Source organism: Sedimenticola hydrogenitrophicus, from assembly GCF_029017505.1.
In the GTDB taxonomy this organism is placed as follows: Bacteria; Pseudomonadota; Gammaproteobacteria; order Chromatiales; family Chromatiaceae; genus Sedimenticola; species Sedimenticola hydrogenitrophicus_A.
The window spans coordinates 130,752-155,333 of the sequence record NZ_JAQGEI010000008.1 but is presented as its reverse complement, the minus strand read 5'-3'; the positions used below and the strand labels follow the sequence as shown (position 1 = coordinate 155,333).

Below are 24,582 nucleotides of genomic sequence, written 5' to 3'. Positions count from 1 at the left end.
TAAAACGAACCGCATCAATCGGCTGGCGCGGCACCCTCAACAGAGGCCGCAGGCGCCGACGCCCGGCTCCCCCGGGCGCTCCACCAGCCGCTCATCGCCGCGCTGGAAACGGGGAGTGTCATCCCGCACCAGCAGCCGGGGCTCGGTGAACGGCGCCAGCCGTTCGAGAAAGTCCAGCAGGCTGAAGGTCGGAGTGGCGATAAAGAACTGGGTACTGGGATAATCCAGCCATAACTGGTCGGCGAAGGCGTACAGCCGGTACGGGGTGTCGCCGGTACCGTCCCGGTCGCGGTCGAAACCGGCATAGTCGCTCCAGAAATTGCCCTGCCAGCGATTCTTCATGGCGCCGCCGCCGTTACGCACCGCCACCGGGATGTAGTTGTCGTGGAAGCGGTTGCCGGACAGCCGGTTGCCGCCCCGGTCACTGAGAAAACGGATCCCCACGGCGTTATAGGCGAGCAGATTGTCCCGCACCCGGTTGGGCTGCGTCTCATCTTCCGGCGACAGATCCAGGGCGATGCCGATGGTAACATTGAGTATCCGGTTGCCCTCGATCACGGCGTTGGAACTCTCCTTGAGCCCGATGCCAACACCGGTCACGTCGCGGATCTCCGCCACCAGGTTATCCTCGATCACCAATCCGTTCGCCTTGAGGGCGAAAATTCCCGCCTCATTGCCGACAAACCGGTTGTCGCTGATCCGGATATCCCGGGAGTTGACCACATGCAGCGAATAACGGCCGCCGGTCACGGTGTTGTCGCTCAGGCTGTTGTCGTGGGAGTCGAGCACGATCAGGTCGCGGGCATCCTCCACCCGGTTCTGCAGTACCTGGTTGCCGCTGCTGTACCAGATGCGGATGGCATCGCCGCGCTGCGCCACCTCGTGTGGCTTGGAGCCGATACGGTTGCGCCTGACGATGCCGTGTTCGGACTGATGCAGGACGATACCGAACAGGACATCATCCACGCTATTGTCCTTGATCACATTGAACCTGCCCGAGACCCGGATGCCGGCATCCAGCTCGTTATGCCGGTCACCCGACCCGGTGATACGCAGATTGCTCAGGCGGGCGCCGTCGGCCTCGATGGTCACCACCGTGCCCTGCCCGCCACCGTCTATAATCGCCTGACCGCCGCCGTCAATGGTCAGCGGCTTGTCGATCAGCACCGGGCCATCGTAGCGGCCCGCCGGCAGTTGCAGGGTGGCGCCGGGCCGGGCCGCATCGATCAGCGGCTGCAGCGGCGTGCCCGCCGCCAGGGAGAGCGGCAGCAAGAGGCAGTAAAGCGACAGGCACTGGGCAAAGCGACGCGGCAAAGGTAACCTCTCAGGCCATGGGCTCCGCTGACACAAGCCCCGGGGGTTTGTCAGACTTGAGGGAAGGGAGCGGCGCAGCATAGCAGTCGATGTTAAAACATTATTTGATATGAGTTAATTCTACTTTGTCAGCTTGACTCGGACCGGCTTCCTCAGGGCTTTCGGGGGGAACGATTCCAAGACCGTCGGCGGCAGGAGGAGTGGTACAGGGATGTACCGTTTACGGAGCCGAGGATGCCATGCCGCCGCCGAGCCCCCAGGGATGGGTTTACGGCGTGTCTTGGAATCCTTTCACCCGGAAGCTCTCCGCACAGCACCAGAATCTGACAAAGTAGAATTAAGCGGCTTGGCAGCGGACACCGGAGAGAACCCGGCAGCGACCGGCCGTTCCCACAAGATGCGATTTGATATGGGTGAAACAGCATGAGCAGAACAGTATTGATCACCGGCAACAGCAGCGGACTGGGACGCGGCCTCAGCGAGGCCTATCTGGAGCGAGGCTGGGAGGTGTATGGCGTCAGCCGTCGCGGCTGTCGCGACCTCACCGGCAAGCTCCGGGATATCCGCTGTGACCTGACCGATTACGCGGCGGTGCCGCTGGCCCTGGAGACCCTGCTGATGGGCATCGGCCACCTGGATGTGGTGATTCTCAACGCCGGTATCCTGGGCCGGGTGCAGGACATGGCCGACACCAGCCTGGCGGATATCCGGCAGGTGATGGATGCCAACGTCTGGTCCAACAAGGTGCTGCTGGACTGGCTGCTGGGGTCGGGCATCCGCATCGACCAGATCGTGCTCATCTCCTCCGGAGCGGCGGTCAACGGCAATCGCGGCTGGGGCGCCTACGCGATCTCCAAGGCGGCCCTCAACATGCTCACCCAGCTCTATGCCCACGAGTTCCCCCACAGCCACCTCAGCGCCCTGGCGCCGGGACTGGTGGATACCGCGATGCAGGACGTGCTGTGCGATCCGGACCAGGTGGATGCCGGCCGGTTCCCCTCGGTGACCCGGCTGCGGGCCGCCCGCCATACCGCCGACATGCCGTCACCCGGCGAAGCGGGCCGGCGCATCGCCGACGCCATCCCGGGCCTGAAGCGACTGCCCAGCGGCAGCTTCAGCGACCTCCGCAGCCTCGACCAGGGCTGATCGGCCGATGCCGGAGATCATCCTCGCCACCCTGAATGCCAGGCATATCCACGCCTCGCTGGGGCTGCGCTACCTGTACGCCAACCTGGGTGACCTGCAGCCACGCGCGGCGATCCGCGAGTTCACCATCGACCCCTGGCCGATCGATATCGCCGAGCGCCTGCTGGCCGAGCGACCGCGCATCATCGGCCTCGGCGTCTATATCTGGAACGCCGAACGCAGCCGCGAACTGGTGGCCCTGCTCAAGCAGGTCAGTCCCGAGACCCTGATCGTACTGGGCGGACCGGAGGTGAGCCACGAATGGCAGGATCAGCCGATCGTCGCCCAGGCCGACTATCTGATCACCGGCCAGGGCGACCTCGCCTTCGCGAGGCTGTGCGAACGGTTGCTGCGCGGCGAGCGGCCGGCGCAGAAGGTGATCGAGGCGCCACCGCCCCCGCTCGAGTCGCTGCAGCTGCCCTACGCCTACTATACCGAGCAGGATATCGCCCAGCGGCTGATCTACGTGGAGGCCTCGCGCGGCTGCCCGTTCAAATGCGAATTCTGCCTCTCGGCCCTGGACCGGAGCGCCCGCCCGTTCACCCCGGACAGCTTCATGCAGGCCCTGGAGCAGCTCCATCAACGGGGCGTCAGGCATTTCAAGTTTGTCGACCGCACCTTCAACCTCAATCCGCAGCGCAGTGTCGCCCTGCTGGAGTTCTTCCTGGAACGCCTGGATGAGCGGCTGTTCCTCCATTTCGAGGTGATCCCGGATCATCTGCCGCAACGCCTGCGCGACACCCTGAGGCGTTTTCCGGCCGGCTCACTGCAGCTGGAGATCGGCATCCAGAGCTTCAATCCGGAGGTGCAGGGATTCATCAACCGCAAGCAGGACAACGAGCAGAGCCGGGCGAACCTGCAGTGGCTGAGGACCGAGACCCGGGCCCACCTGCACGCCGACCTGATCATCGGCCTGCCCGGCGAGGACCTGGAGAGCTTCGCCCGCGGCTTCGACCAGCTGGCGGCCCTCGCCCCCCATGAGATCCAGGTCGGGGTGCTGAAACGGCTCAAGGGCTCCCCCATCATCCGCCACAGCGAGCCCTACCGCATGCGCTACAATCCGGCCGCCCCCTACAATGTCCTGAGTACCGACCGGATCGACTTTCCCACCATGCAGCGGCTCAACCGCTTCGCCCGCTACTGGGAGATGATCGCCAACTCGGGGCGTTTCCGGCAGACCCTGCCGCTGCTGCTGGGCGAGCAGCCGTTCGAGCGTTTTATGCGCTTCAGCGACTGGCTGTTCGACACCACCGGACAGGTCCACCGCATCGCCCTCAAGCGGCTGTTCGAACTGCTGCACGACGCCCTCACCGGGCCGCTGTCGGTGCCAGCAGCACCCGCAACCCAGGCACTCGAAGCGGATTTCAGCCGCTCCGGCATCAAGGGACGCCCGGCATTCCTGCCGCGTCAATGCGGTCGCGTGGACGACGCGGCCGCGGCGCGCGACCGGCATAGCGCACGTCAGGCACGGCACCACTAAGGGCTCGCGCAGCCCCGGGGTGTTGGTGTATTTGGTGTATAATGACTCCCTAGTGCGTCCTCTCACCCCTGCACGCACAACCCTCCGGCAGGGAACGAATCAGACAGCCTGCGGATCAACAATCAGAACAACGATTCGCATCGACAATAAGGAAGGTCGTCCCATGAAGCAAATCCGTACTCCTAGGACCCGTGCAAGAATAAGCGCCTGCATGCTCCTGCTCACCGCCTCACTGCTTCACGCGGCGACCACGGAAGAGTATATCAAGGAGGCCGAGGCCTACCTGGAAAAGGGCGAGGCCCGGGCGGCGGTGATCCAGCTGAAAAACGCCCTGCAGGAGAACCCCGCCAGCATCGAGGCACGCCTGTTGCTGGGCCGCATCTATCTGCAGGCCGGTAACGGGGCCTCGGCGGAAAAGGAGTTCGAACGGGCCAAGCGACTGAACGCCGCGAAGAGCTACTGGGAACTGCCGCTGGCCCGCGCCTACCTGATGCAGGGCAAGTTCCAGGAGGTCCTGGACAACCTTCAGGAGGAACCCGGCAGTTCAGTGGAAAACCGCACCGTCATCTGGCTGCTCCGGGGTGACGCCTATCATGGCCTGCGCCAGTATGCGCAGGCGCGTGACGCCTACACCACCGCCAGCCAGCTCAATCCCCAATCGCAGCAGGCGATGCTTGGGCTGATCATGAGCGATATCGCCGAAAACCGCCGCGACGAGGCGATGAGCAACCTCGACGCCCTGCTCGCAAACCACCCGGAAAACATCCCCGCCCGGGTGATGCGCGGCGAGATCCAGCAGCTGACCGGTAACCCGGATCTGGCGCGTGCCGATTTCGACCAGGTACTGGAGCAGCAACCGGGGAATATCCGAGCGCTGCTGGGCCGGACACAGATCAACCTGACCGGCGGCGACGTGGCGCAGGCAAAGGCCGACATTGAAAAACTGGATACACTGGTGCCGCGCCACCCCCAACTGCTCCATATGCGCGGCGCCATCGCCCTGCTGGAACGGGACCTGGACAAGGCGGAGACCCTGCTCCAGCAGGCCCTCAGCGCCAGCCCGGAGAGTCTGCCGACCCTGACCCTGCTGGGCGCGGTGAGCTTCTACAAGGGAAACTACGAAGCCGCTAACCGGCATCTCTCCATGGCGCTCAAGGCGCAGCCGGCGCTGCTGCCGGCGATCAAGCTGCTGGCCTCGGTGCAACACAAAATGAAACGCCCCGACGCGATCGTAAAACTGCTCGAGCCGGCACTCGAACGCTATCCCAACGACGCGCAGCTGATGGCCATGCTCGGTACCGCCTATATGCAGGTGAAACGGTTTGAGGAGGGTTCGGCGCTGATGAGCCGGGCCATCGAGATCAAGCCGGACCTGGCGGCCTACCGCACCCAGCTGGCGCTCGGACTGATGGCCCAGGGCAAGAGCGGCGAGGCGATCGAGCAGTTGGAGAACACCATTGAGATGGAGCAGGAGTTTATCCAGGCGGATGTCCTGCTGGTGCTCTCCCATCTGCACAAAAAGGACTACGCCAAGGCGCTGACGGCGAGCCGGGCGCTGGAGGAGCGGGCGCCGGAAAATCCGGTGGGTTACAACCTGAGCGGCCTGGCCTATATGATGTCGGGTGACGAAAAACAGGCGCGACAACGCTTCCGCAAGGCCCTGGAGATCGATCCGAACTTCATCACCGCCGAGACCAACCTGGCACGCCTGGCGGTGCAGCAGGGTGACCTGGCGCTGGCCCGGCTGCATTACCGGAACGCACTGAAAAAGTCGCCCCGGAACACCACCGTATTGATGGGGCTGGCGGATATCGCCCGACGCGGCGGCGACCCCGAGGAGATGCATGCGCTGCTGGAGCAGGCCCATAACGGTGAACCGAAAAGCCCCAACCCCGGACTGATCTCGGCGCAGGCCTATCTGGCGGAAGATAAACCGCTCAAGGCCCTGCGCATGACCAGCCAGCTCTCCGCCGCCTTCCCCGACGATCCCTCGGTCCTGCTGGTCCACGGCAAGACCCAGCTGGCGGCGGGCGATGCGATCAATGCCGTCACCACCCTCCGGCGACTCACCGAGCAGACACGAAACGTCGAGACCCTGCAGTTGCTGGGCAACGCCCAACAGGCGGCCGGTCAGCGGGACGAGGCCCGCCGGAGCTACCAGCAGGCGCTACGGGAGAAGCCGGGATTTACCCCGGTAGTCATCAGCCTGTTCACGCTTGAACTGAGCGCCGGACGGCATGAGGAGGCCCTCACCCATGCCAAATCTATCCAGCGGGCACTGCCGGACAATCCCCTCGGTTATGAGTTCGAAGGCACCACCCATGCCATGCAGGGGCGGAACGAACAGGCGATCGCCCTGTACGAGAAGGCCTATCAAATGCAACCCAGCGACCGGCTGGCGATACCGCTGGCACTGCAGTATGCCCATGCCGGCAATGCCCCGCGCGGCCTGGAACTGCTGCGCGAATGGGCAACAAAAGAGCCCGACAACCTGAAGACCCGGCTCACTCTCAGCGGCATGCTGCTGGAGCAGGGGCAGCCGGAAGAGGCGATCCGGGGCTACGAAGCGGTCCTGCAGGTCGACGAAAACAACCTGGTGGCGCTGAACAACCTCGCCTGGATCTACTCGACCCGGGGAGACCGGCGGGCCGTCGACCTGGGCAAGCGCGCCTACGATCTCGCCTCCACCCGCCCGGAGATCGTCGATACCTATGGCTGGATCCTGGTGCAAACCGGCGACCTTGGCAAGGGATCAGAGATTCTCAAGCAGGCCGCGGAGCTGAGTCCCGAGCATCAGGAGATCATCTATCACCTGGGCTTCTCCCTGCATAAACAGGGCAACCGCAGCGAGGCGGAGGCCACCCTGAAACGGGCCATCGCCATTGACGACAGCAGCGAACTGGCACAGTCCGCCAGGCAACTGCTGGAGAGTATGCGCTAGGCGGACGGCGGCGGGAGTTTCAGCCGGGAAGGCACGGCCTTCCCGGCGCCGATGCTTCAACTCAGAACCAGCGCCGCCAACGAAAGAACAGTAGCAGCCCCACCGCCACCAGCAACATGCCGACCACCACCAGCGGAAAACCGAGCGAGCTTTCGGCGCCGGGAATCCCACCCACGTTGATCCCCAGCAGGCCGGTAACGAAGGAGAGCGGCAGGAAAATGGCGGCGATCACCGAGAGGATGTAGATGCGCTGATTGGTCTGCTCGGTTAGGCTGCTGACCAGGGACTCGTGCACCACCCCGGCACGCTCCCGCGCCGCATCCAGGTCCTCCACCAAGCGGGTCAGGCGATCGGCCGCCTCGCGCAGGTATAGCAAGTGTTCACCCGACAGCAGCGAGACGCGTTCCGTCGACAGCCGGTTGAGCGCCTCCCGTTGCGGGGCAAGGAAGCGCCGCAGGGTGATCGCCTGGTGGCGGATACCGGCCAGCTGCTCCCGCTGTGCCGGCCCCGCGGCGGTCACTACCGCCGCTTCCAGGTCATCCACCCTATCGTACAGCTCATCGATCACCACCCCCACCCGATCGAGCAGCAGGTTCACCAGCATGACCAGAAAATCACCCGGTGATTCGGGGCCGCCGCCGCGCCCGATCAACGCACGCAGGTCATCCAGCGACAGCAGCCGCCGCAGCCCCAGGGTGTAGATCCGCCGCTCACCGATCCACATCCGCAGACTGACCATATCCTCCGGTTCCGCCCCGGGGTTGAGATTGACGCCGCGCAGGAAAATCAGCAGGCCGTTATCGGTCGGCACACAACGCGGACGGGTCTCCGCCTGCAGCAGCGCCTCGACGGTCAGTTCCTGTAGCCCACTGTGCTGATACATCCACTCCTGTACGCTGGGCCGGGAATAGTCAAGATGCACCCACAGCCACTCGGGGTCCGCCGGAGGCGTGTCTGCGACCTGCCCCCAGGCAACCTGCCGGCCACCGCCCTGCCCGTCCAGCAGCCAGCTTTGGCTTGCGTCCTCCAGCGCTTGCGTGTCGTCAACCGCGGACGGTTCATCACTCATGTTCTGGCACCTGTGGTTCTTGTTGTTCTGATACCGCTGATTGCAGGATAGCATGACGCCGCCCACCCGGCCGCACGCCGGGGAAGCGGGGCGGCGGCGAAACTACTGTTCCAGGCTTTTCGAGGCGACCTCGAACACATCCCGGGAGACCCCCTCGGCCTTGAGGATGCGCTCCAGCTGTGCCTGCATCAGCTGCTGGCGGGCCGGGTCATAGCGCCGCCAGCGGGCCATCAGGCGTACCAGGCGCGAGGCCACCTGCGGATTGAGTCCGTCCAGTTCCAGCACCCGGTCCCCCAGGAAACGGTAACCGCTGCCATCGGCGGCGTGGAAACACACCGCGTTACCGGAACAGAAGGCTCCGATCAGGGCGCGCACCTTGTTCGGGTTGGCGATGGAGAAGGCGGGGTGCTGCAGCAACGCCTGGACCTGTTGCAGGGTGTCGCTACGCTTGGAGAGCGCCTGCAGGCTGAACCACTTGTCCAGCACCAGCGGATCGTCCCGCCACTGCCGATAAAACGCTTCCAGCAGCTGCGCCGTCTCCGGGGTGTCCCGGTCGGCCAGCAGGGCGAGTGCGGAGATCACATCGGTCATGTTGTTGCCGGTCCGGTACTGGTCGACACAGCGTTGCCGGATGGACTCCTCCTCCAGCTGCATCAGGTAAGCGAGGGCGAGATTGCGCAGGCTGCGGTGGCCGATGGAGGCGGCGTCCGGCCGATAGGTTCCGCTCACCGCATGGGCCTGGTAGACCGCCAGCAGCTCCTCGCGCAGTTCACCGGCCAGGGTGGTTTTGAGCCGCTCCCGGGCACGGTGGATGCCCTCCACGTCCACCACCGCCATCTGGTCCCCCAGATAGCTCTCGGACGGGAGCGTCAGCACCTCGGTCAGCAGCGCCGGATCGGTCGCGCGGTCGCTCAGCGCCGCACGGAACGCCTCGATGAAGCCCGTCGGTACGGCGCCGTCGGGATCGGCCACGCCCTGCAACAGCACGCGCTGGGCCAGGGTCTGGGCGGCATCCCAGCGACAGAAACCGTCGCTGTCATGGGCCATCAGGAACATCAGCTGCTCGTCGCTGTAGTCGAATCGCACCTTCACCGGCGCCGAGAAGCTGCGCAGCAATGAGGGTACCGGGGCCTCGGGGAGATCTTCAAACAGGAACCGCTGGCGGCGCTCGCTCAGCTCCAGCATGCGGGTGCCCTGGACGGTGTCGGTTTCCCCCGCCAGCCGCAACCCCATATCGCCCCCCCGGCTGTCCAGCAAGCCCACTGCCAGCGGGATCAGGAACGGTGCCTTGTCCGGCTGGCCGGGGGTGGCCGGGCAGTGCTGTTCGACGGTCAGGCTGTAGGTCCGCCGGCCGGCATCGTAGTCGCCCTGGATGCTCAACTCCGGCGTGCCGGCCTGACTGTACCAGCGCTTGAACTGGCTGAGGTCGCGCCCGCCGGCATCCGCCATGCACTGCACGAAGTCATCGGTGGTGACCGCCTGTCCGTCGAAACGCTCGAAGTAGAGATCGGTGCCGCGCCGGTAGGCCTCGGGGCCCAGCAGGTTGGCCTGCATGCGTACCACCTCGGCACCCTTTTCATAGACGGTCACGGTATAGAAGTTGTTGATCTCCATGTAGGAGTCGGGACGCACCGGATGGGCCATGGGGCTGGCATCCTCGGCGAACTGGTGGGCGCGCAGCAGCCGCACGTCCTCGATCCGCTTCACCCCGCGGGAGCCCATGTCGGCGGAGAACTCCTGATCGCGGAACACCGTCAGCCCCTCTTTCAGGCTGAGCTGGAACCAGTCGCGGCAGGTGATGCGGTTGCCGGTCCAGTTGTGGAAATACTCGTGGGCGATCACCGACTCGATACCCTGGAAATCCCGGTCGGTGGCGGTGGCCGGGGAGGCCAGCACATACTTGGAGTTGAAGATATTCAGCCCCTTGTTCTCCATCGCCCCCATGTTGAAGTCGTTCACCGCCACGACCATATAGATATCCAGGTCGTACTCGCGGCCGTACTGCCGCTCATCCCAGCGCATGGCCTGTTTCAGCGAGGCCATGGCGTGATCGCACTTCGCCACATTCTCCGGCTCCACGTAGATGCGCAGCGCCACCTCCCGTCCCGACGGCGTGGTATGGCTCCCCTCGATGGCGCGCAGATTCCCCGCCACCAGGGCGAACAGGTAGGCCGGCTTGGGGAACGGATCGGCCCAGGTGACCTGGTGCCGTCCCTCATCGAGCTGGACCGTCTCAAGCGGATTACCGTTGGAGAGCAGCACCGGATAGCGCGCCTGGTCGGCGATGATGGTGGTGGTAAAGCGGCTCATCACGTCCGGCCGGTCGAGGAACCAGGTGATCTTGCGAAACCCCTCCGCCTCGCACTGGGTACAGAACATGGCGCCCGATTTGTACAGCCCCTCCAGGGCGGTGTTGTGCTGCGGGCGGATGCGCACCTCGCTCTCCAGCACGAACCGGTCCGGCACCCCCGCTACGCTAAGCCCCTCGTTATCCTGGACATACTCCGTGGAATCGAGCGGCCGACCGTCGAGGGCGAGGGTGAGCAGTTCCAGCTGTTCACCGTGCAGCCGCAGCTCCGCGGGGCGGCCTTCGGCGGCCGGATTTCTGCGCAACTCCAGCCGCGAACGCACCCGGGTCTCCTCCTCACCCAGTTCAAACCGGAGATGGACCTGATCGATGAGAAATTCCGGGGGCTGGTAATCCTTCAGGTAGATGGTGTTGGGGGTGTCTCTGAGCATGGCGTTCCCTTCTGGCTGTGCGTAACAACTGTCGCTGCAATAGATCAGGATTCTATCCTACTATTCAACCCCGGGTGGAATAGCGGTATTTAGCCCGAATCTTTCACAAATTTGCACAGATCTCGCTTGTCTCTTGCTTCCACAAGAAATATTCCCTCAGTCGGCCGTAGTCACTGATACGCCGCTCCTTCGGGAATTTCCTTGTAAAAACAATATCCGGCGCGATCTCGGCACAAATTTATGAAATCTTCGGGTTAGGCATATCATGCATACGCACTCGCTAGACCCCCCTTATGGCGCTTGGTACGATAGCCCAAATCCTCTGCAATTTAGAGACTGAACATGCCAAAAATCGTGCTGTACACCACCGCCATCTGTCCCTACTGCATGCGTGCCAAATCGCTGCTCAAGCGCAAGGGGGTGGAGTTTGAAGAGTTTCGCATCGAGGGCGACCGCGAGCGTATGCGCGAGATGATCCAGCGCAGCCGCCGCAACACCGTGCCGCAGATCTTCGTCGACGACTACCATGTGGGCGGCTATGACGACCTGGCCGAACTGGATGTGATGGGCAAGTTGGACCCGCTGCTCGGTCTGGAGCCACAGGGCGAGCCGGACGTCATCACATGACCAGCCCGGAGATGCGCCTGGACAAATGGCTCTGGGCGGCGCGCTTCTTCAAGACCCGAAAACTCGCCATCGAGGCGATCAACGGCGGCAAGGTCCACCTCAACGGCCAGCGCACCAAACCGGGTAAATGCATCACCATCGGCAGCCGGCTCACCATCCACAAAGAGTCCCTGGAGTGGCAGATCGAGGTCCTGGAACTGCCGAAACAGCGCCGCCCGGCCAGCGAGGCGATCCATTTCTACCGGGAAGACGAGGCCGGCCGGGAGCAGCGGCTGCGGCAGATTGAGGAGCAGCGTCTGTTGCGGGCCGCGGCGCCCCGTCCCGCCGCGGGCAAGCCGAGCAAGCGCGACCGGCGCATGATCCACAGTTTTACCGGCAAAGACCGCTAGTACTCTGTCAGGGTGATATTGACGTATTCAGTTGGCCTGTCCGCGTTCCTGGCAAGGCGCGGCTCGCAGCGAATGGCCCGGTCCTTTGCAAGAGCCGCAACACGGCCAGGGGCGCGGACAGGCCAACCCGAAGGGCGCCCCTGTGGTGTCCCGCCGTTGCGTTGCGCCGCTTGACAAGGACCGGGCCATTGCCTGCACGACGCGCCTTGCGGCAAGACACCACAGGGGCGCTGAACTAGTCAATATCACCTTGACAGAGTACTAATATGGATCAGGATGCCTATCGCAAGACCTACGAGCGGATCAACGAACGCGCCTGCCTGTTCGAGAAGTGCCTGTTTGCCGGGCATGCCGGCTGCTCTCGGTCGGAGCGGTTCAATCTGGCGGAGCGGGAGGGCATCCATTGCGATTCGGACAGCGCCCAGGCCCAGTGCGCCGAACTGCTGGTGCTGTTACGCCACCACAGCCGCTTCGCCCTGAAGACCCAGGACGGTAACGGCGTGCTGAATCACGCCCAGGCACTGCGCATCCAGGTGGGCGGCCTGCGCGGGCTCGACCAGGTCGTGGAGCAACGCCGGGAACCCGTTCGCTTTGTCCCGGATGTCCACGCCCTGGTCTGCCGCGCCCGCGCCCGCTTCGGCACCCTGGAGCGGCTCCCCTTCAACCGCATCATCCAGCAGATCGCCGCCTTCAAGGGGCGCCGCGGCTGACACCCCTTCCCCGTTCCCTGCCACGCCACCCAGCGTCTACACTCAGAAGAAACAGATCGGCATCCCCGCGCCCACTTGTTGATCCGGGTCATGGCATCCCGGGCCGTCTTCCAGTGGGATAAGGACCTGTCAATAAATAACTATTACATCTTGCTGGTCTTTTCGTCCGCCTTCGGCGTTACGGCAAGACTTACATAGAACGACTATGCGCGCCTTGCCGTGCGACGTGAACGGATTCACTAATGTCGCGGGGGCAGGGATGCCCAGGAGCGGCCTTGAAGGCAAACAAAAATCCGGCGCAATATGTAACAGTTATTTCTTTCCAGGCCCTAACGAGATTCAAGAACGCCGTTATTTCACTTCCGAGGAGAGAATAATGCCTGCCTATACCACCCAGGATATCCGGAATATCGCCCTGGTGGGCCAATCAGGCGCCGGTAAAACGACGCTGGTCGAGGCCCTCTTGTATCACGCCGGCGTGATACAGAACCAGGGTTCCATCGAACGGGGCGACACCGTCTGCGATTTCGATCCCCAGGAGAAACGCTACGAGCACTCGCTGGATACCGCCCTGGCCCATCTGCACACCGGGAACACCCAGGTCAATCTGCTGGACACGCCGGGACTGGTCGACTTCTTCGGCCGCGCGTTTGGCGTCCTGCAGGCGGCGGAAACCACCGCCGTGGTGATCAATGCCGAAACCGGCATCGAGCCGGCCACCCTGGCGATGATGGAGCATGCGAAAACCGATGGCCTGTGCCGCATCATTATCGTCAACAAGATCGACGCCGACCATCTGGACCTGGAGGCGCTGCTGAATCGTATCCGCGAGACCTTCGGCGATGTCTGCCTGCCGCTCAACCTGCCGGCCGCCGAACAGGGCAAGGTCGTGGACAGCTTCTTCACCCCGGATGGCGAGCCGACCGCCTTCTCCTCCGTGGCCGAGGCGCATACCAATATAGTCGACCAGGTGGTGGAGATGGATGAACAGCTGATGGAGCTCTACCTGGAACAGGGCGAGGAGCTGAAACCGGAACAGCTGCACGACCCGTTCGAGGCGGCGCTGCGCGACGGTCACCTGATCCCGGTCTGTTTCGTTTCGGCCAGGAACGGCTCGGGGATCCGCCAACTGCTGAAGATCATCACCCGGCTGCTGCCCGATCCAACCGAGGGCAATCCGCCCCACTTCCTCAAGGGTGCCCCGCCGCACGCACAGTCGGCGAAGGTACGCCCCGACCCCGACCGGCATGTGGTTGCCCATGTGTTCAAGGTGAGCAACGATCCGTTCCGCGGCAAGCTGGGCATGTTCCGGGTCTACCAGGGGACGGTCACAACGGCTACCCAGCTGTTTATCGGCGACTCGCGCAAGCCGTTCAAGCCGAGTCACCTGTACCGCATTCAGGGCAACAGCCAGACCGAGATGGCCCAGGCGATCCCGGGTGATATCTGCGCTGTGGCACGAATCGACGAGATCTTCCGCGACGCCGTGTTGCACGACTCCCACGACGAGGACAATTTCCACCTGCAGCCGGAAGAGTTTCCGGTGCCGCTGTTCGGCCTGGCGGTGATACCCCAGAAGCGGGGCGACGAGCAGAAGCTCTCCGACGCCCTGCTGAAGATCGCCTCGGAGGATCCCTGTCTGGTGATCACGCATGACTCCCAGGCCAATGAAACCGTGGTCCGCGGCATGGGCGAACTGCACCTGCGGGTGGTGCTGGAACAGCTGGAGGAGCGCTATAACGTGCACGTGGAGACCCGCCCCCCCAGCATCGCCTACCGGGAGACCATCGGCGGACCCGCGGACGGGCATCATCGGCACAAGAAACAGACCGGGGGTGCCGGGCAGTTCGGCGAGGTGTCACTGCGGGTATCCCCGCTGCCACGCGGCGAGGGCTTTGTGTTCGTCGATGAAGTAAAGGGCGGGGTGATACCCGGCCAGTTCATCCCCGCCGTCGAAAAGGGGGTACGGCTGGCACTGGAAGAGGGCTATATCGCCGGCTACCCGATCCAGGACCTGCAGGTGACGGTATACGACGGCAAATACCACACCGTCGATTCCAAGGAGATCGCCTTTGTCACCGCCGGCAAGAAGGCCTTTCACAACGCCCTGGAGAAGGCGCGGCCGATTGTGCTGGAGCCGGTGGTCAACATCAGCATCACCGCCAGCGGCGACGCCATAGGCGACATCACCGCCGACCTGTCGGTCAAGCGGGGACGTATTCACAATACCGAGATGATGCCGGACGGCCGCATGCTGATCAGTGGCCAGGCGCCGCTGGCCGAGCTGGACGGCTACAGCACCCGCTTGAAATCGATGACCGGCGGCCAAGGGACGTACGAGATCAGCTTCAGTCACTACGACCCGGTACCGGAAAACATCCAGCGCAACCTGGCGGAAAAACACCAGCAGCGGGTGCATCATCTGGAGGAGTGAGCGTGGCTTGGCGTGTCAAACGCGATCCTGATTACCCATCTGGCCAGCCATACCCGGGAGAAGTATCAGCCGCGAGGAGTGGTGTAAGGATGCACTGTTTACGAACCTAAGGATGGAATGAACGCAAATAAGCCCATTGGAATAGCAGGCTTACATCTACGGGATACAAACCATAATGCCCGGGGTAGGATGCCGGTGAGCTTGCGAACCGCATCATTCGCGGTAAGGCTTGATGCGGTTCGTGCCTCACCGGCATCCTACATCGCCGGCAAGCACCGTAGCCTGGATAAAGCCGCTACTCCTCCATCAGGATAAACCGCGCTATTCGCGTTCATTCGCGGCTTTAACAATCGGCAATCGACCCTGGCTGTGTGTGATGGGTCATCAGGAAAGCTATTTGGAGCGTGTCTTGGCCGCCGGCACGTAGTTGGCGTCGTTGGGGTTGAGAAAAATAAACCGCAGCTCCCCGTCATCCAGTTGCGCATAATCCATTACCGTTTCATCCAGCAGCGGGGCATACTGTGGCTCCATCACCACCTCGATGCCGTTGCTGACGACACGGATATCCTCCTCTTTGGCCTCATCGAAGCCCATGAGGTAATCGATGCTGCCATCCTCTTTCATCCGGGCGGCCATACGCAGCGCCATACCCTCGGTACCGCCCTGTTCCGCGGCATTGCGCACCTGCTCGGCGGCAGCTTCTGTGATTTCAAACATGCGAATACTCCATACTGCTGTAAGGGTGATCCGTGAGTGAGATTACCCCGGTTATACCTGCCCGTTCAATTATCTGTTTTGTCGCCGGCACTCATCCCTCATCAGCCCGCATCTTGCTGTTATTTTGTCCTGCTGTCCCGGCATCGGATTACATGTGCCAGAAACCGTTCAATCCAGTAATTGCCACCCACATCCCGCAGGTGGGTGTAGCTGGCCAGGAGATTTTTATAGACCACGCCATCGTTGGTTCCGTCAATGCCGGTACCCCGTGTCACCTTGAAGGCGAAGCGGATCTCCGGGTCCAGATTCTCCAGCGCCGAGTAGTGGAACTCGTGGGCGGCGATGCCGCCAGCAGCACCAGAAGCGCAGCCCGGCACTGTCGGCCAGGGACTCGCCTCGGTCTCCTCCAGCCGGACATAGCCGCGGCCCTGGGGGCGCTCATACATCACCACGTCGCCGGGAATCGCTCCCACCATCTCACACTGTTTATCCTTCCATGTCAGACGCCGGGACAGATACATCAGTCCGCCACACTCGGCATAGACCGGACCACCCTGTTCGATGAAATCCCGGATCTCCCGGCGCAATGAGACGTTGGCCTGGAGTTCCTCCATCACCATCTCGGGAAAACCACCGCCGATGAACAGCCCGTCCATCGGCGGCAGTTGCGGGTCATTCAGGGTATCGAAGGGCACCAGCTCGACACCCTGGTTGCGCATCTTCTGCAGGTCACCCGGATAATAGAAACCAAAGGCCCGGTCCCGCGGATAACCGATACGCAACCGCTCGGCCGGCAGCTGGATTTCCGGCTGTTCGACATAATCCAGCGCCGGCACATCGGCGGCGATGGCGAGTATCCGGTCGATGTCCACCTGTTCGGCAATCTTCTCCCCCAGCCGGGCTATCTTCTGCTCCGCGAGTTCACTCTCGTTGCTCGGCATCAGCCCCAGGTGGCGCTCGTCGATCACCAGATCGGGGGCGCTGTGCACCGCGCCCACCACCGGCAGGTCGGTATAGTGGCCAATCACATTGCACAGCTTGGCCTCGTGCCGACTGCCACCCACCTTGTTCAGGATCACCCCGGCGATGCGCACATTGGGATCAAACGCCTGGTAACCGAGGATCAGCGGGGCGATACCGCGGGTCATGCCACGGGCATCGATCACCAGAAACACCGGCGCCTGCAGCTGCGCCGCCAACGCGGCGTTGCTGTTGCTGCCATCCAGATCCAGGCCGTCATACAGCCCCTTGTTGCCCTCGATCACGCCGATCTCCGCCGTCGCCATGGCGCGACCAAACTCGTCATTGATCTCCTGCTGCGACATGGTGAAAAAATCCAGGTTCACACAGGGCCGACCGCTGGCGGCGGTGAGCCAGAGCGGATCGATGTAGTCGGGGCCCTTCTTGAAGGTCTGCACCTGCATGCCGCGGCGACACAGGGCCGCCGTCAGACCAATCGACAAGGTGGTCTTGCCTGAGGATTTGTGGGCGGCGGAGATGAAGAAATAGGCCATAGGATTGGGTCAGCTCGGTCAGGGATTATCAGGCTGCGTCCCGGACAAGGCGACAGCTTGCCTGAGTATAGTCACCCTTCCGCTTAGGTCTGTCAAAGCAGGGAAAAAGCAATTGCGGAGCGGGTTAGGTTATTGCGGTTGAGGCCGCTCCCACGCTCTTGTAGGAGTGGCTTCAGCCGCGCTGCCATCCCCACCGGATCACCCGACCGCCAGCACGCGTATCCAAACGGCGGCAAGTGCGACGGCAGCCTTGGTGATCAGGCGCAATCACCCTCGGCCGGATCTTCCAGGCTTTCCGGCAACACCCGTAGCATGCGCGCGCCGATCGCTACCAGGGTCATGGCGACCGCGACCCCGGCGATACCCAGCAGGGCCTCCGCCAGCGACGGCGTGTAGGCGGCCACGACACCGTCAAAGAAGCTGCTCTCCAGCACCTCCTTGCCCGGGAACAGGTTCATCGGAAACGCCTGTCCACCGATCACGATCACATAGACCTGGAAGAAACCGCCGACCAGCACCATCAGGGACGCGACCGCGAGGGCAAGGCGGGAGTGGCCAAAGGCCGGCGAGTAGAGCAGGAACAGCGGAATGATCCCGCCGATCACCACCTGGCCGATCCAGAATAGGCTGGTATAGATCCCGCCATCGAGCAGGATGAAACGCTCCACGCCGTGATGCTGGGTGACATACAGATTGGTCAGGTGGTAGACCAGGGCAAAATAGAGCACTGCGCCGACAAATACGCCCAGCAGGTTCTTCAGTTTGGCCAGCCGCAGCTCGCCGATGGTGCGATCGGCCCACCAGTAGGCGGCCATCAGGGTGATGATGAAGAACGCCAGTCCGTAACTGAACGACATGATGATGAACATCGGCGCCATGATGGCGGCGTCATACGCCTCACGCGCCACCAGGAAACCGAAGATGGAGCCGGTACCGGTGGTCAGGGCCAGACGCCAGAAGAAGGCGGCAAAGCCGATGGGCCGTTTGTACTGAGCGAACTTGCGATCCATCATGGCCCAGAGATAGAGCCCGACAATGGTGAAGAAGCCGGTATAGAGAATGATGTTCCAGGCGAAGATCGACTTGAAGTTGTAGGTGGTCATGGCCACGATCAGGCGATCGGGCCGGCCCAGATCGAGCAGCAGCACCACCAGGCCGCCGGCCAGCAGACCGATCGACAGCAGCCCGGAGAAACGCCCCAGCGGCTTGTACATGGGACCGCCGAACACGGAGCCGATGGAGGCGACATTGAGCGCCCCGGAGGCGGCCACGATCAGGAAGATGGCGAACACATGGGGCAGCCCCCAGACGATCTGATTGCTCATGCCGGTCACGAAGTGACCGTTATGCTCCATGAAGAAAGCCGCTCCCATCCCCACCAGTATGATGAAGAGCAGGAAGGCCAGTCCGCCCCAGTAGCGGGGGGAACTGCAGTAGAGCTCGCGGTATTGCATTTTTTTCATCGACTTCTCTCCCGAGCGCTCAGATATTGGTATAACGCACGCCGGTGTTCAGTTCGAGATCGGCCCGAATCTGACGACTGTGGTACGCCTTCAGCGCCCTGGCGATTTCGCTATCCGGATTCTTCAAATCACCGAACAGGATGGCCTGGTGACCCTCCCGGTTGCAGGCATCCTGGCAGGCGGTGGTCTGATCACCGGCATCGAGCCGCTGCACACACAGGGTGCAGGATTCGACGCAGCCCTTGCCGCGCGGCGTGCCGGTACGTTGCGACGCCACGTCCTGGTGAATGAACGAGCGGGCCTTGTAGGGACAGGCCATCATGCAGTAACGGCAGCCGATACAGGTATGCCGATCCACCAGCACCAGGCCATCGGCGCGTTTGAACGAGGCACCGGTGGGACAGACATCCACGCAGGGCGGGTGTTCGCAGTGCTGGCACATCATCGGCAGATTGGTGATCTCGCCGGTCAGGTTATCCTTCAGTTTCACCTTGCGGACCCACTGCGGCCGCTGGGCGTCCCACATCGCGTCGGACTGGCCCGCCGGACGCTCGATCAGATCGATGCCGTTCTCCTGGTTGCAGGCCGCGACGCAGGCACTGCAGCCATCGGCACACTTGTTGGTGTCGATCAGCATGCCCCAGCGCACCTTGCTGGAGACGCCTTCGTCGGAACCGGCATTGGCCATCGTCAGCATCACCCCGGGGGCAATGCTGGCAGCACCCGCCGCCAGCACCGTCTTGCCGATAAAATCACGCCGCCGCAGATCAGGCTGGTCACTGTTATGGCTCATGATCAGTTCCCCCTGCTCGTGGTATGGGTCGCGGCATGAAGACGCGCCAGTTCGTCCCGGCTCAGGGACAGCGACCGGTCGACGGAGGGCAACAGGCCGAGCGCCCGCAACTCACCGGCGCCACCGCCGACCCCGGCACTGCTGTTGCCGTTGGCGCCCTCCGGTGTCTTGCTGTGGCACTGGAAGCAGGTCAGGTTGACCGCCACATAGCTGTGGCAGGATTCACAGAACTGGCCCTCGGCATTTACCGGCTTGTAGGTGCCCGCGCTGTCCCGCTCGGCATGACACTGAACGCACTCGGCCAAGCTGAAACGGGTGTCCCGAATGCCCTTGCGCACCGTCGCGTCGCGGTCATGCTTGAGATAGTCCATGTGGTTACGCCGTATCTCCGCGGTCGGTGCCACACAAGTCTCCAGGCCTGCCGCCTTGGAACCCTCAGTAACGGCGCTGTCGCCGACGACACCGGTGGCGAGGAGCAGCAACGCTCCCCCCAGGGCCATCCGCGCGAATCGCCTAAAGCCGGTTAAACTACCCATTACCGCTCCTATTCACCAAGACCCATCTGGATGTAACCCGTCGGACAGACGTCGCTGCAGACGTGGCAGCCGATACATTTGTTGTAGTCGGTATCGACATAGCGGCCGGTGGTCGCCTCGGTTTTCTTCACCCGGAACACCGCATCCTGGGGGCAGAACACCACGCAGTTGTCGCATTCGAAGCACATGCCGCAGCTCATGCAGCGCTTCGCCTCGGCCACCATCTGCTCCTCGCTGTAGGGGTGCATACGCTCGCTGAAATGCCCCAGCACCACCTCGGCGGAGGGTACCTCCTCGGTGCGCTTGTTGCGCGGGGTGAACGAGAAGTGACCCAGGAACAGGTCGCTGGAGGGGATCACCTCCTGCTCGGCCCGGTTCTCGAAGTTGTGCACGGCATATTTGGCACCATCGGTGCCGCGCTGATCGCCCACCTTCGAATCAAACAGCTCCGGATCCTTGCCCACCTCGTGCAGTTTTTCCAGCAGATCGAAATGGTGTACATCCACCTTGGGACGTTTCACCAGCTCCTCCTGCTTGAGGTAGCGGTCGATACTCTCGGCGGCAATCGAGGCCGCGCCGATAGCGGTGGTCAGCAGGTGCGGGCGGACGATATCGCCGGCCACGAAATGACCCTGCTTGCCCGGCACCTGGAAGAACTTGTCGGCGTCGATCAGGTTGCGCTCATTGGCCATATCCTCCAGGCCGCTCATCTCGCCGCCCTGGCCGATGGCGGAGACGATCAGGTCCGCCTCCAGCACCCGCTCGGTACCCTCGACCGGGATCGGCTTCATGCCGTCCATGGTGCAGTCGCACACCTTGAGGCCGGTGGCACGGCCATCTTCACCGACGATCACTTCCAGCGGCATGACGCCGTCGAGGATGGTGACACCCTCGGTGGTGGCATCGTGCACCTCGTGCTCGGCGGCCATCATCTTGTCCTTGGTGAACAGCGAGGTCAGGGTGACGTCGGAACCCTGGGCATCGGCGGTCACCGCCACATCATGGGCGACATAACCATCCTGCACCACCAGTTCGGGACGATCGGTCGGATTCTGGTGTTTCACATGCCCCAGGCGGCGGGCCACGGAGACCACGTCGATGGAGGTATCACCGCCGCCGACACAGACCACCTTGTCGGCGGTAACCTTCATGCGGCCCTCGTTAAAGGCCTTGAGGAAGGCGACACCGGTAACACAGTTGGAGGTGCCTTCCCAACCGGGGACCGGCAGGCCACGGCCGCTCTGACAGCCCAGGGCCCAGAGCAGCGCGTCAAACTCTTGCTCCACGTCGGCCACCGACACATCCCGGCCGACCCGGGTCTTGAGGCGCAAATCGACGCCCATCTCGACAATCCGGTTCAGTTCCGCGTCCAGTTTGTCGCGCGGGATGCGGTAGCCGGGGATACCGTAGCGCATCATGCCGCCCAGCTCCGCGTTTTCGTCGAAGATGGCGACGCCGTAGCCCATGCGGCGCAGCTGGTAGGCGGCCGCCATACCGGCCGGTCCGCCACCGATCACGGCCACTTTCTTGGCGATGTCCGCACCCGGGGTGAACTTGTAGCCGTTGGCGATCGCCGAGTCACCGATATACTGCTCGACGGCATTGATACCGACGAAATCCTCCACGTCATTGCGGTTGCAGCCGTCCTGGCAGGGTGCCGGACAGACCCGGCCCATCATCGACGGGAAGGGATTGGCATCGGTGGAGCGCCGGAACATGTACTCATCCCGTTCCACACCTTCCGGCGGCTTCTCCTGGCCCCGGCCAATCGCCAGGTACCCACGGATATCCTCGCCGGAGGGACAGCTCCCCTGACAGGGCGGCGTCTTGTGGATGTAGGTCGGGCACTTGTACGAGGTATCTTCGCGGAAGATCTTCTCGCTAAAATCGTCCCACTCGTTGTCGCCTTCCTTATATCGGCGGTAACTCAGTTTTGTGTTCATCTGTTCCGTAGGAGTTGCCATGGAATTCTCTCCTCAACCTGTATAATTCTTAAAACACCGCCAGCATTCGGATACCGGCGCGTTATACCTCAAGACTTTCAACAACCTTTACGCTTCGCCGTCCGCCTCATCGTCGGAATCGGCGTCTTCCTCATCGCTGTTCTGGCCGGTGAGGATAATGGCGTTGCTGACCAGCTGGTGGACACTGACAATCTGGTCCATCTCCATGCCGTAGTACGGCAACACCTTGGTAAACTGGCTCTTGCAGATGGCGCAGATGGCGGCCATGTGCGTCACGCCCTCGTCCTTGATCACATTCTGCAGCGCCGTCATCCTCGGCAGCGCCCCCTTGACCCGGATCTCCATCAGGTCATCGGTCAGCAGACCACCACCGCCACCGCAGCAGAAGGTCCTCTCGCCGATGGTCTCGTGATCCATGTCGACATAGTTGTTGCAGACCGCCTTGATCACCGCGCGGGGTATATCGAACTGGCCGCCCGGTTTGTCGCCCATGCGGGTGGCGCGGGCCACGTTGCAGGAGTCGTGAAAGGTCAGGGTCATGTCGTCATTGGCCGACTTGTCGAACCGCAGCTTGCCCTGCTGGATCAGGTCATAGGTGTACTCGCAGATATGCTGCGGCACCGGATAACGCGGATCCAGGAAATCAAAGGGTCCGGCCAGGGTATTCAGGAACGCGTAGGCGACGCGCCAGGCGTGGCCGCACTCGCCGAAAACGATCCGCTTGACGCCCAGTTCCAGGGCGGCCTGGCGGATACGCAGGGCGACCCGGCGCATGTTCTCGTAACTGCCGATGAACATGCCGAAGTTGCCCGCCTCGGAGGCGGTGGTGCTCATGGTCCAGCTGACGCCGGCCTCGTGGAACACCTTGCCGTAGCCGATCAGGCCGTCCACGTGGGGTTCGGCAAAGAAGTCGGCGGACGGGGTCACCAACAGGATCTCGGCACCCTTTACGTCCAGCGGATACTTGACCGCCACGCCGGTTTCATCAAAGACATCCTCCTCCAGCCCCTCCAGGGTATCCAGAATGGCCGGACCGGGGAGTCCCAGGTTGTTGCCCTTCTCGTGCACCTTGGCGATGATCTCGTTACAGTACTTCTGGCCGTAGCCGACGCTGTCGAGGATCTCGCGCGCCGCCATGGAGATCTCGGCGGTGTCGATGCCATAGGGGCAGAACACCGAGCAGCGGCGGCACTGGGAACACTGGTGGTAGTAGCTGTACCACTCGTCCAGGGTCTCCCGGGTCAGGTCCTTGGCGCCCACCAGCCAAGGGAAATACTTGCCAGCAAAGGTGTTGTAGCGGCGATAGACCTTGCGCAGCAGATCCTGACGACCCACCGGCATATTTTTCGGGTCCTTGGTGCTGAGGTAGTAGTGGCACTTGTCGGTACAGGCACCGCACTTGACACAGGCATCCAGATAGACCTGCAGCGAACGATAGCGTGAACGCAGATCATCCAGCTTCTCCAGCACCTTGTCATGCCAGTCATCTACCAGCTCACCGGGGAAACCCAGGGGCGTATTGTGATCCGGTTTGGCAACATAGGGGCTGAGATGCGCCATGGTGCCTTCCACGAGTTCCGGCACGTCCACATACTCATGGAGCTCCGGTACATCGAATTCCGCCTTAGCCATGTAATACCCTCTTCGGCTATCAGTCGTTTGTTGGCAGTCGTTTGCTGCTGCGTTTATTCTTCCATCGCCTTCGCCCAGTCGGCGAGGTGACGCTTCTCACGGGGGTTGTCCACCTGATTACGGGTCGGGCTGAAGAAGATGCCCGGTGCGTGCAGCAGCTTGCTGAACGGGAACAGGATCATCAGCAGCGCCACCAGGGCGAGGTGGACCAACAGTGTAAAATCGATAGGCAAGGTGCCGATACTGAAGCCCATCAGGCCGGTGAAGAACTGTTTCACCATGACGATATCGGTATGGGCGACGAACTTCATCATCAGGCCACTGATGCCGATAATGATCAGCAGCAGCAGCCACAGATAATCGGATGGGGCGGAGATATAGCGTACCCGGTCGACAAAAATACGCCGGATCAACAGCCCGCCGAGCCCGGCCAGCATGGCAAACCCGGCATAGACACCGAACGGCTGGATCAGCTCGATCGGCAGCCACACGGGATCCATGAAGTAGCGCAGGTGGCGCAGCAGCACGACGAACAACGCCATATGGAACAGCCAGCCGAATATCCAGGTCCACTTGGTACTCTTGAACAGGCTTTCAAAGAACACCACTTCGCGGAACATGCGCATCACCACGCCAGTCTGGGTCACCGGGGCCGGGGTGGTAGGAATCTTCAACGGAGCCGGGGTCCTGGCATACTGGGCAATCTTTGTTGCCAGACCAATCACCAGCACGGCGGTCGCTACGATAAACAGCAACGCATAGACAGTGGACATGTTCCTGCGATCCTCAAGCTATTCTGATAGCCGGGAGACGTCTACTCCCGGCATTCCAACCACTTCAACGAAGTGCGTCAGGGTCGTGGTAAAAATAAAGTATTCCAAGATCGCACAGCTATCGGTTTGCTCACAAGGCGTGCAAAGGGGCGCATAGCGGGCCTATGTAACCCTTTGCACAACGCAGTGAGCAGGCCGAGAGCGAAGCGAGATGGGATAATTTATTTTTTTCGCGGCCCTCAATCTGGAAACCTCGCTTTCCGTTGCACGAAGCCACCTTCTCCAGCGCGGAGAAGGCCGCC

The 24,582-nt window shown here is 62.6% G+C and carries 18 protein-coding genes; 7 read left to right on the top strand and 11 right to left on the bottom strand.

Annotation, left to right across the window (positions count from 1 at the left end; genetic code table 11):
* Window positions 1-36: 36 nt before the first annotated feature.
* Window positions 37-1,314: a nitrous oxide reductase family maturation protein NosD gene (nosD, locus tag O9K64_RS06980; RefSeq protein WP_275097352.1), complete on the bottom strand. Its 1,278-nt coding sequence runs from the start codon at window positions 1,312-1,314 to the stop codon at window positions 37-39.
* Window positions 1,315-1,737: 423 nt separating this feature from the next.
* Between nosD and O9K64_RS06975 the strand changes: the two genes are divergently transcribed.
* The 3 genes from O9K64_RS06975 to prsT all read left to right on the top strand — a co-directional run bounded on the left by O9K64_RS06975 (window position 1,738) and on the right by prsT (window position 6,920).
* Window positions 1,738-2,460, top strand: a complete 723-nt coding sequence (locus tag O9K64_RS06975; protein WP_275097351.1) for an SDR family NAD(P)-dependent oxidoreductase — start codon at window positions 1,738-1,740, stop codon at window positions 2,458-2,460.
* 7 nt (window positions 2,461-2,467) lie between these two features.
* Window positions 2,468-3,979 carry a B12-binding domain-containing radical SAM protein gene (locus O9K64_RS06970; RefSeq protein ID WP_275097350.1) on the top strand — a complete coding sequence of 504 codons (1,512 nt, stop codon included), beginning with the start codon at window positions 2,468-2,470 and terminating at the stop codon, window positions 3,977-3,979.
* Between the two features lie 163 nt (window positions 3,980-4,142).
* Window positions 4,143-6,920 (top strand): XrtA/PEP-CTERM system TPR-repeat protein PrsT, encoded by a 2,778-nt coding sequence (gene prsT, locus O9K64_RS06965; protein ID WP_275097349.1) that lies wholly within the window; start codon window positions 4,143-4,145, stop codon window positions 6,918-6,920.
* A gap of 61 nt (window positions 6,921-6,981) precedes the next feature.
* Here the strand turns inward: prsT and O9K64_RS06960 are convergent, their stop codons facing one another.
* Both O9K64_RS06960 and pepN read right to left on the bottom strand, forming a co-directional pair.
* A complete protein-coding gene (locus O9K64_RS06960; RefSeq protein ID WP_275097348.1) occupies window positions 6,982-7,989 on the bottom strand; it encodes a zinc transporter ZntB in 1,008 nt (335 codons plus the stop codon).
* A gap of 102 nt (window positions 7,990-8,091) precedes the next feature.
* Complete coding sequence (pepN, locus tag O9K64_RS06955) at window positions 8,092-10,728, bottom strand: aminopeptidase N (RefSeq protein WP_275097347.1); 2,637 nt, start codon at window positions 10,726-10,728, stop codon at window positions 8,092-8,094.
* Window positions 10,729-11,070: 342 nt separating this feature from the next.
* Here pepN and grxC point away from each other — a divergent pair, with 342 nt between their 5' ends.
* The 4 genes from grxC (at window position 11,071) to fusA (ending at window position 14,888) form a co-directional block, all read left to right on the top strand.
* Window positions 11,071-11,355 (top strand): glutaredoxin 3, encoded by a 285-nt coding sequence (gene grxC / locus O9K64_RS06950; protein ID WP_275097346.1) that lies wholly within the window; start codon window positions 11,071-11,073, stop codon window positions 11,353-11,355.
* Complete coding sequence (locus O9K64_RS06945) at window positions 11,352-11,744, top strand: RNA-binding S4 domain-containing protein (protein ID WP_275097345.1); 393 nt, start codon at window positions 11,352-11,354, stop codon at window positions 11,742-11,744. Before grxC ends, O9K64_RS06945 begins: the two co-directional genes overlap by 4 nt.
* A 266-nt stretch (window positions 11,745-12,010) precedes the next feature.
* Entirely contained in the window at window positions 12,011-12,454 is a 444-nt protein-coding gene (locus tag O9K64_RS06940; RefSeq protein WP_275097344.1) for a hypothetical protein, read from the top strand.
* 376 nt (window positions 12,455-12,830) lie between these two features.
* Window positions 12,831-14,888, top strand: a complete 2,058-nt coding sequence (gene fusA, locus O9K64_RS06935; RefSeq protein WP_275097343.1) for an elongation factor G — start codon at window positions 12,831-12,833, stop codon at window positions 14,886-14,888.
* Between the two features lie 393 nt (window positions 14,889-15,281).
* Here fusA and O9K64_RS06930 read toward each other — a convergent pair whose 3' ends face one another.
* The 8 genes from O9K64_RS06930 to O9K64_RS06895 all read right to left on the bottom strand — a co-directional run bounded on the left by O9K64_RS06930 (window position 15,282) and on the right by O9K64_RS06895 (window position 24,280).
* The gene (locus O9K64_RS06930; protein ID WP_275097342.1) at window positions 15,282-15,605 is read right to left on the bottom strand and encodes a HesB/IscA family protein; all 324 of its coding nucleotides are present in this window, start codon (window positions 15,603-15,605) and stop codon (window positions 15,282-15,284) included.
* A gap of 119 nt (window positions 15,606-15,724) precedes the next feature.
* Window positions 15,725-17,119, bottom strand: coding sequence for a cobyrinate a,c-diamide synthase (locus tag O9K64_RS06925; protein WP_275097341.1), 1,395 nt, complete (start codon window positions 17,117-17,119; stop codon window positions 15,725-15,727).
* Between the two features lie 257 nt (window positions 17,120-17,376).
* Complete coding sequence (nrfD, locus tag O9K64_RS06920) at window positions 17,377-18,582, bottom strand: NrfD/PsrC family molybdoenzyme membrane anchor subunit (RefSeq protein WP_275097340.1); 1,206 nt, start codon at window positions 18,580-18,582, stop codon at window positions 17,377-17,379.
* A 19-nt stretch (window positions 18,583-18,601) separates the two neighbouring features.
* Window positions 18,602-19,375, bottom strand: a complete 774-nt coding sequence (dsrO, locus tag O9K64_RS06915; RefSeq protein ID WP_275097339.1) for a sulfate reduction electron transfer complex DsrMKJOP subunit DsrO — start codon at window positions 19,373-19,375, stop codon at window positions 18,602-18,604.
* A gap of 2 nt (window positions 19,376-19,377) precedes the next feature.
* Window positions 19,378-19,911 (bottom strand): sulfur reduction protein DsrJ, encoded by a 534-nt coding sequence (locus O9K64_RS06910; RefSeq protein ID WP_275097338.1) that lies wholly within the window; start codon window positions 19,909-19,911, stop codon window positions 19,378-19,380.
* Window positions 19,912-19,919: 8 nt separating this feature from the next.
* Window positions 19,920-21,875 (bottom strand): NAD(P)-binding protein, encoded by a 1,956-nt coding sequence (locus O9K64_RS06905; protein ID WP_275097337.1) that lies wholly within the window; start codon window positions 21,873-21,875, stop codon window positions 19,920-19,922.
* A gap of 87 nt (window positions 21,876-21,962) precedes the next feature.
* Window positions 21,963-23,507 (bottom strand): sulfate reduction electron transfer complex DsrMKJOP subunit DsrK, encoded by a 1,545-nt coding sequence (gene dsrK / locus O9K64_RS06900; protein ID WP_275097336.1) that lies wholly within the window; start codon window positions 23,505-23,507, stop codon window positions 21,963-21,965.
* Window positions 23,508-23,560: 53 nt separating this feature from the next.
* A complete protein-coding gene (locus tag O9K64_RS06895) occupies window positions 23,561-24,280 on the bottom strand; it encodes a respiratory nitrate reductase subunit gamma (RefSeq protein WP_275097335.1) in 720 nt (239 codons plus the stop codon).
* Window positions 24,281-24,582: the final 302 nt, after the last annotated feature.

Bases quoted from the DNA above. Each gene is read 5' to 3' on its own strand.
- pepN (WP_275097347.1), bottom strand. From the start codon at position 10,728: ATGCTCAGAGACACCCCCAACACCATCTACCTGAAGGATTACCAGCCC.
- O9K64_RS06895 (WP_275097335.1), bottom strand. From the start codon at position 24,280: ATGTCCACTGTCTATGCGTTGCTGTTTATCGTAGCGACCGCCGTGCTG.
- O9K64_RS06925 (WP_275097341.1), bottom strand. From the start codon at position 17,119: ATGGCCTATTTCTTCATCTCCGCCGCCCACAAATCCTCAGGCAAGACC.
- prsT (WP_275097349.1), top strand. From the start codon at position 4,143: ATGAAGCAAATCCGTACTCCTAGGACCCGTGCAAGAATAAGCGCCTGC.
- O9K64_RS06940 (WP_275097344.1), top strand. From the start codon at position 12,011: ATGGATCAGGATGCCTATCGCAAGACCTACGAGCGGATCAACGAACGC.
- O9K64_RS06975 (WP_275097351.1), top strand. From the start codon at position 1,738: ATGAGCAGAACAGTATTGATCACCGGCAACAGCAGCGGACTGGGACGC.
- O9K64_RS06970 (WP_275097350.1), top strand. From the start codon at position 2,468: ATGCCGGAGATCATCCTCGCCACCCTGAATGCCAGGCATATCCACGCC.
- dsrO (WP_275097339.1), bottom strand. From the start codon at position 19,375: ATGAGCCATAACAGTGACCAGCCTGATCTGCGGCGGCGTGATTTTATC.
- O9K64_RS06945 (WP_275097345.1), top strand. From the start codon at position 11,352: ATGACCAGCCCGGAGATGCGCCTGGACAAATGGCTCTGGGCGGCGCGC.
- dsrK (WP_275097336.1), bottom strand. From the start codon at position 23,507: ATGGCTAAGGCGGAATTCGATGTACCGGAGCTCCATGAGTATGTGGAC.
- O9K64_RS06930 (WP_275097342.1), bottom strand. From the start codon at position 15,605: ATGTTTGAAATCACAGAAGCTGCCGCCGAGCAGGTGCGCAATGCCGCG.
- grxC (WP_275097346.1), top strand. From the start codon at position 11,071: ATGCCAAAAATCGTGCTGTACACCACCGCCATCTGTCCCTACTGCATG.
- O9K64_RS06910 (WP_275097338.1), bottom strand. From the start codon at position 19,911: ATGGGTAGTTTAACCGGCTTTAGGCGATTCGCGCGGATGGCCCTGGGG.
- fusA (WP_275097343.1), top strand. From the start codon at position 12,831: ATGCCTGCCTATACCACCCAGGATATCCGGAATATCGCCCTGGTGGGC.
- O9K64_RS06905 (WP_275097337.1), bottom strand. From the start codon at position 21,875: ATGGCAACTCCTACGGAACAGATGAACACAAAACTGAGTTACCGCCGA.
- O9K64_RS06960 (WP_275097348.1), bottom strand. From the start codon at position 7,989: ATGAGTGATGAACCGTCCGCGGTTGACGACACGCAAGCGCTGGAGGAC.
- nrfD (WP_275097340.1), bottom strand. From the start codon at position 18,582: ATGAAAAAAATGCAATACCGCGAGCTCTACTGCAGTTCCCCCCGCTAC.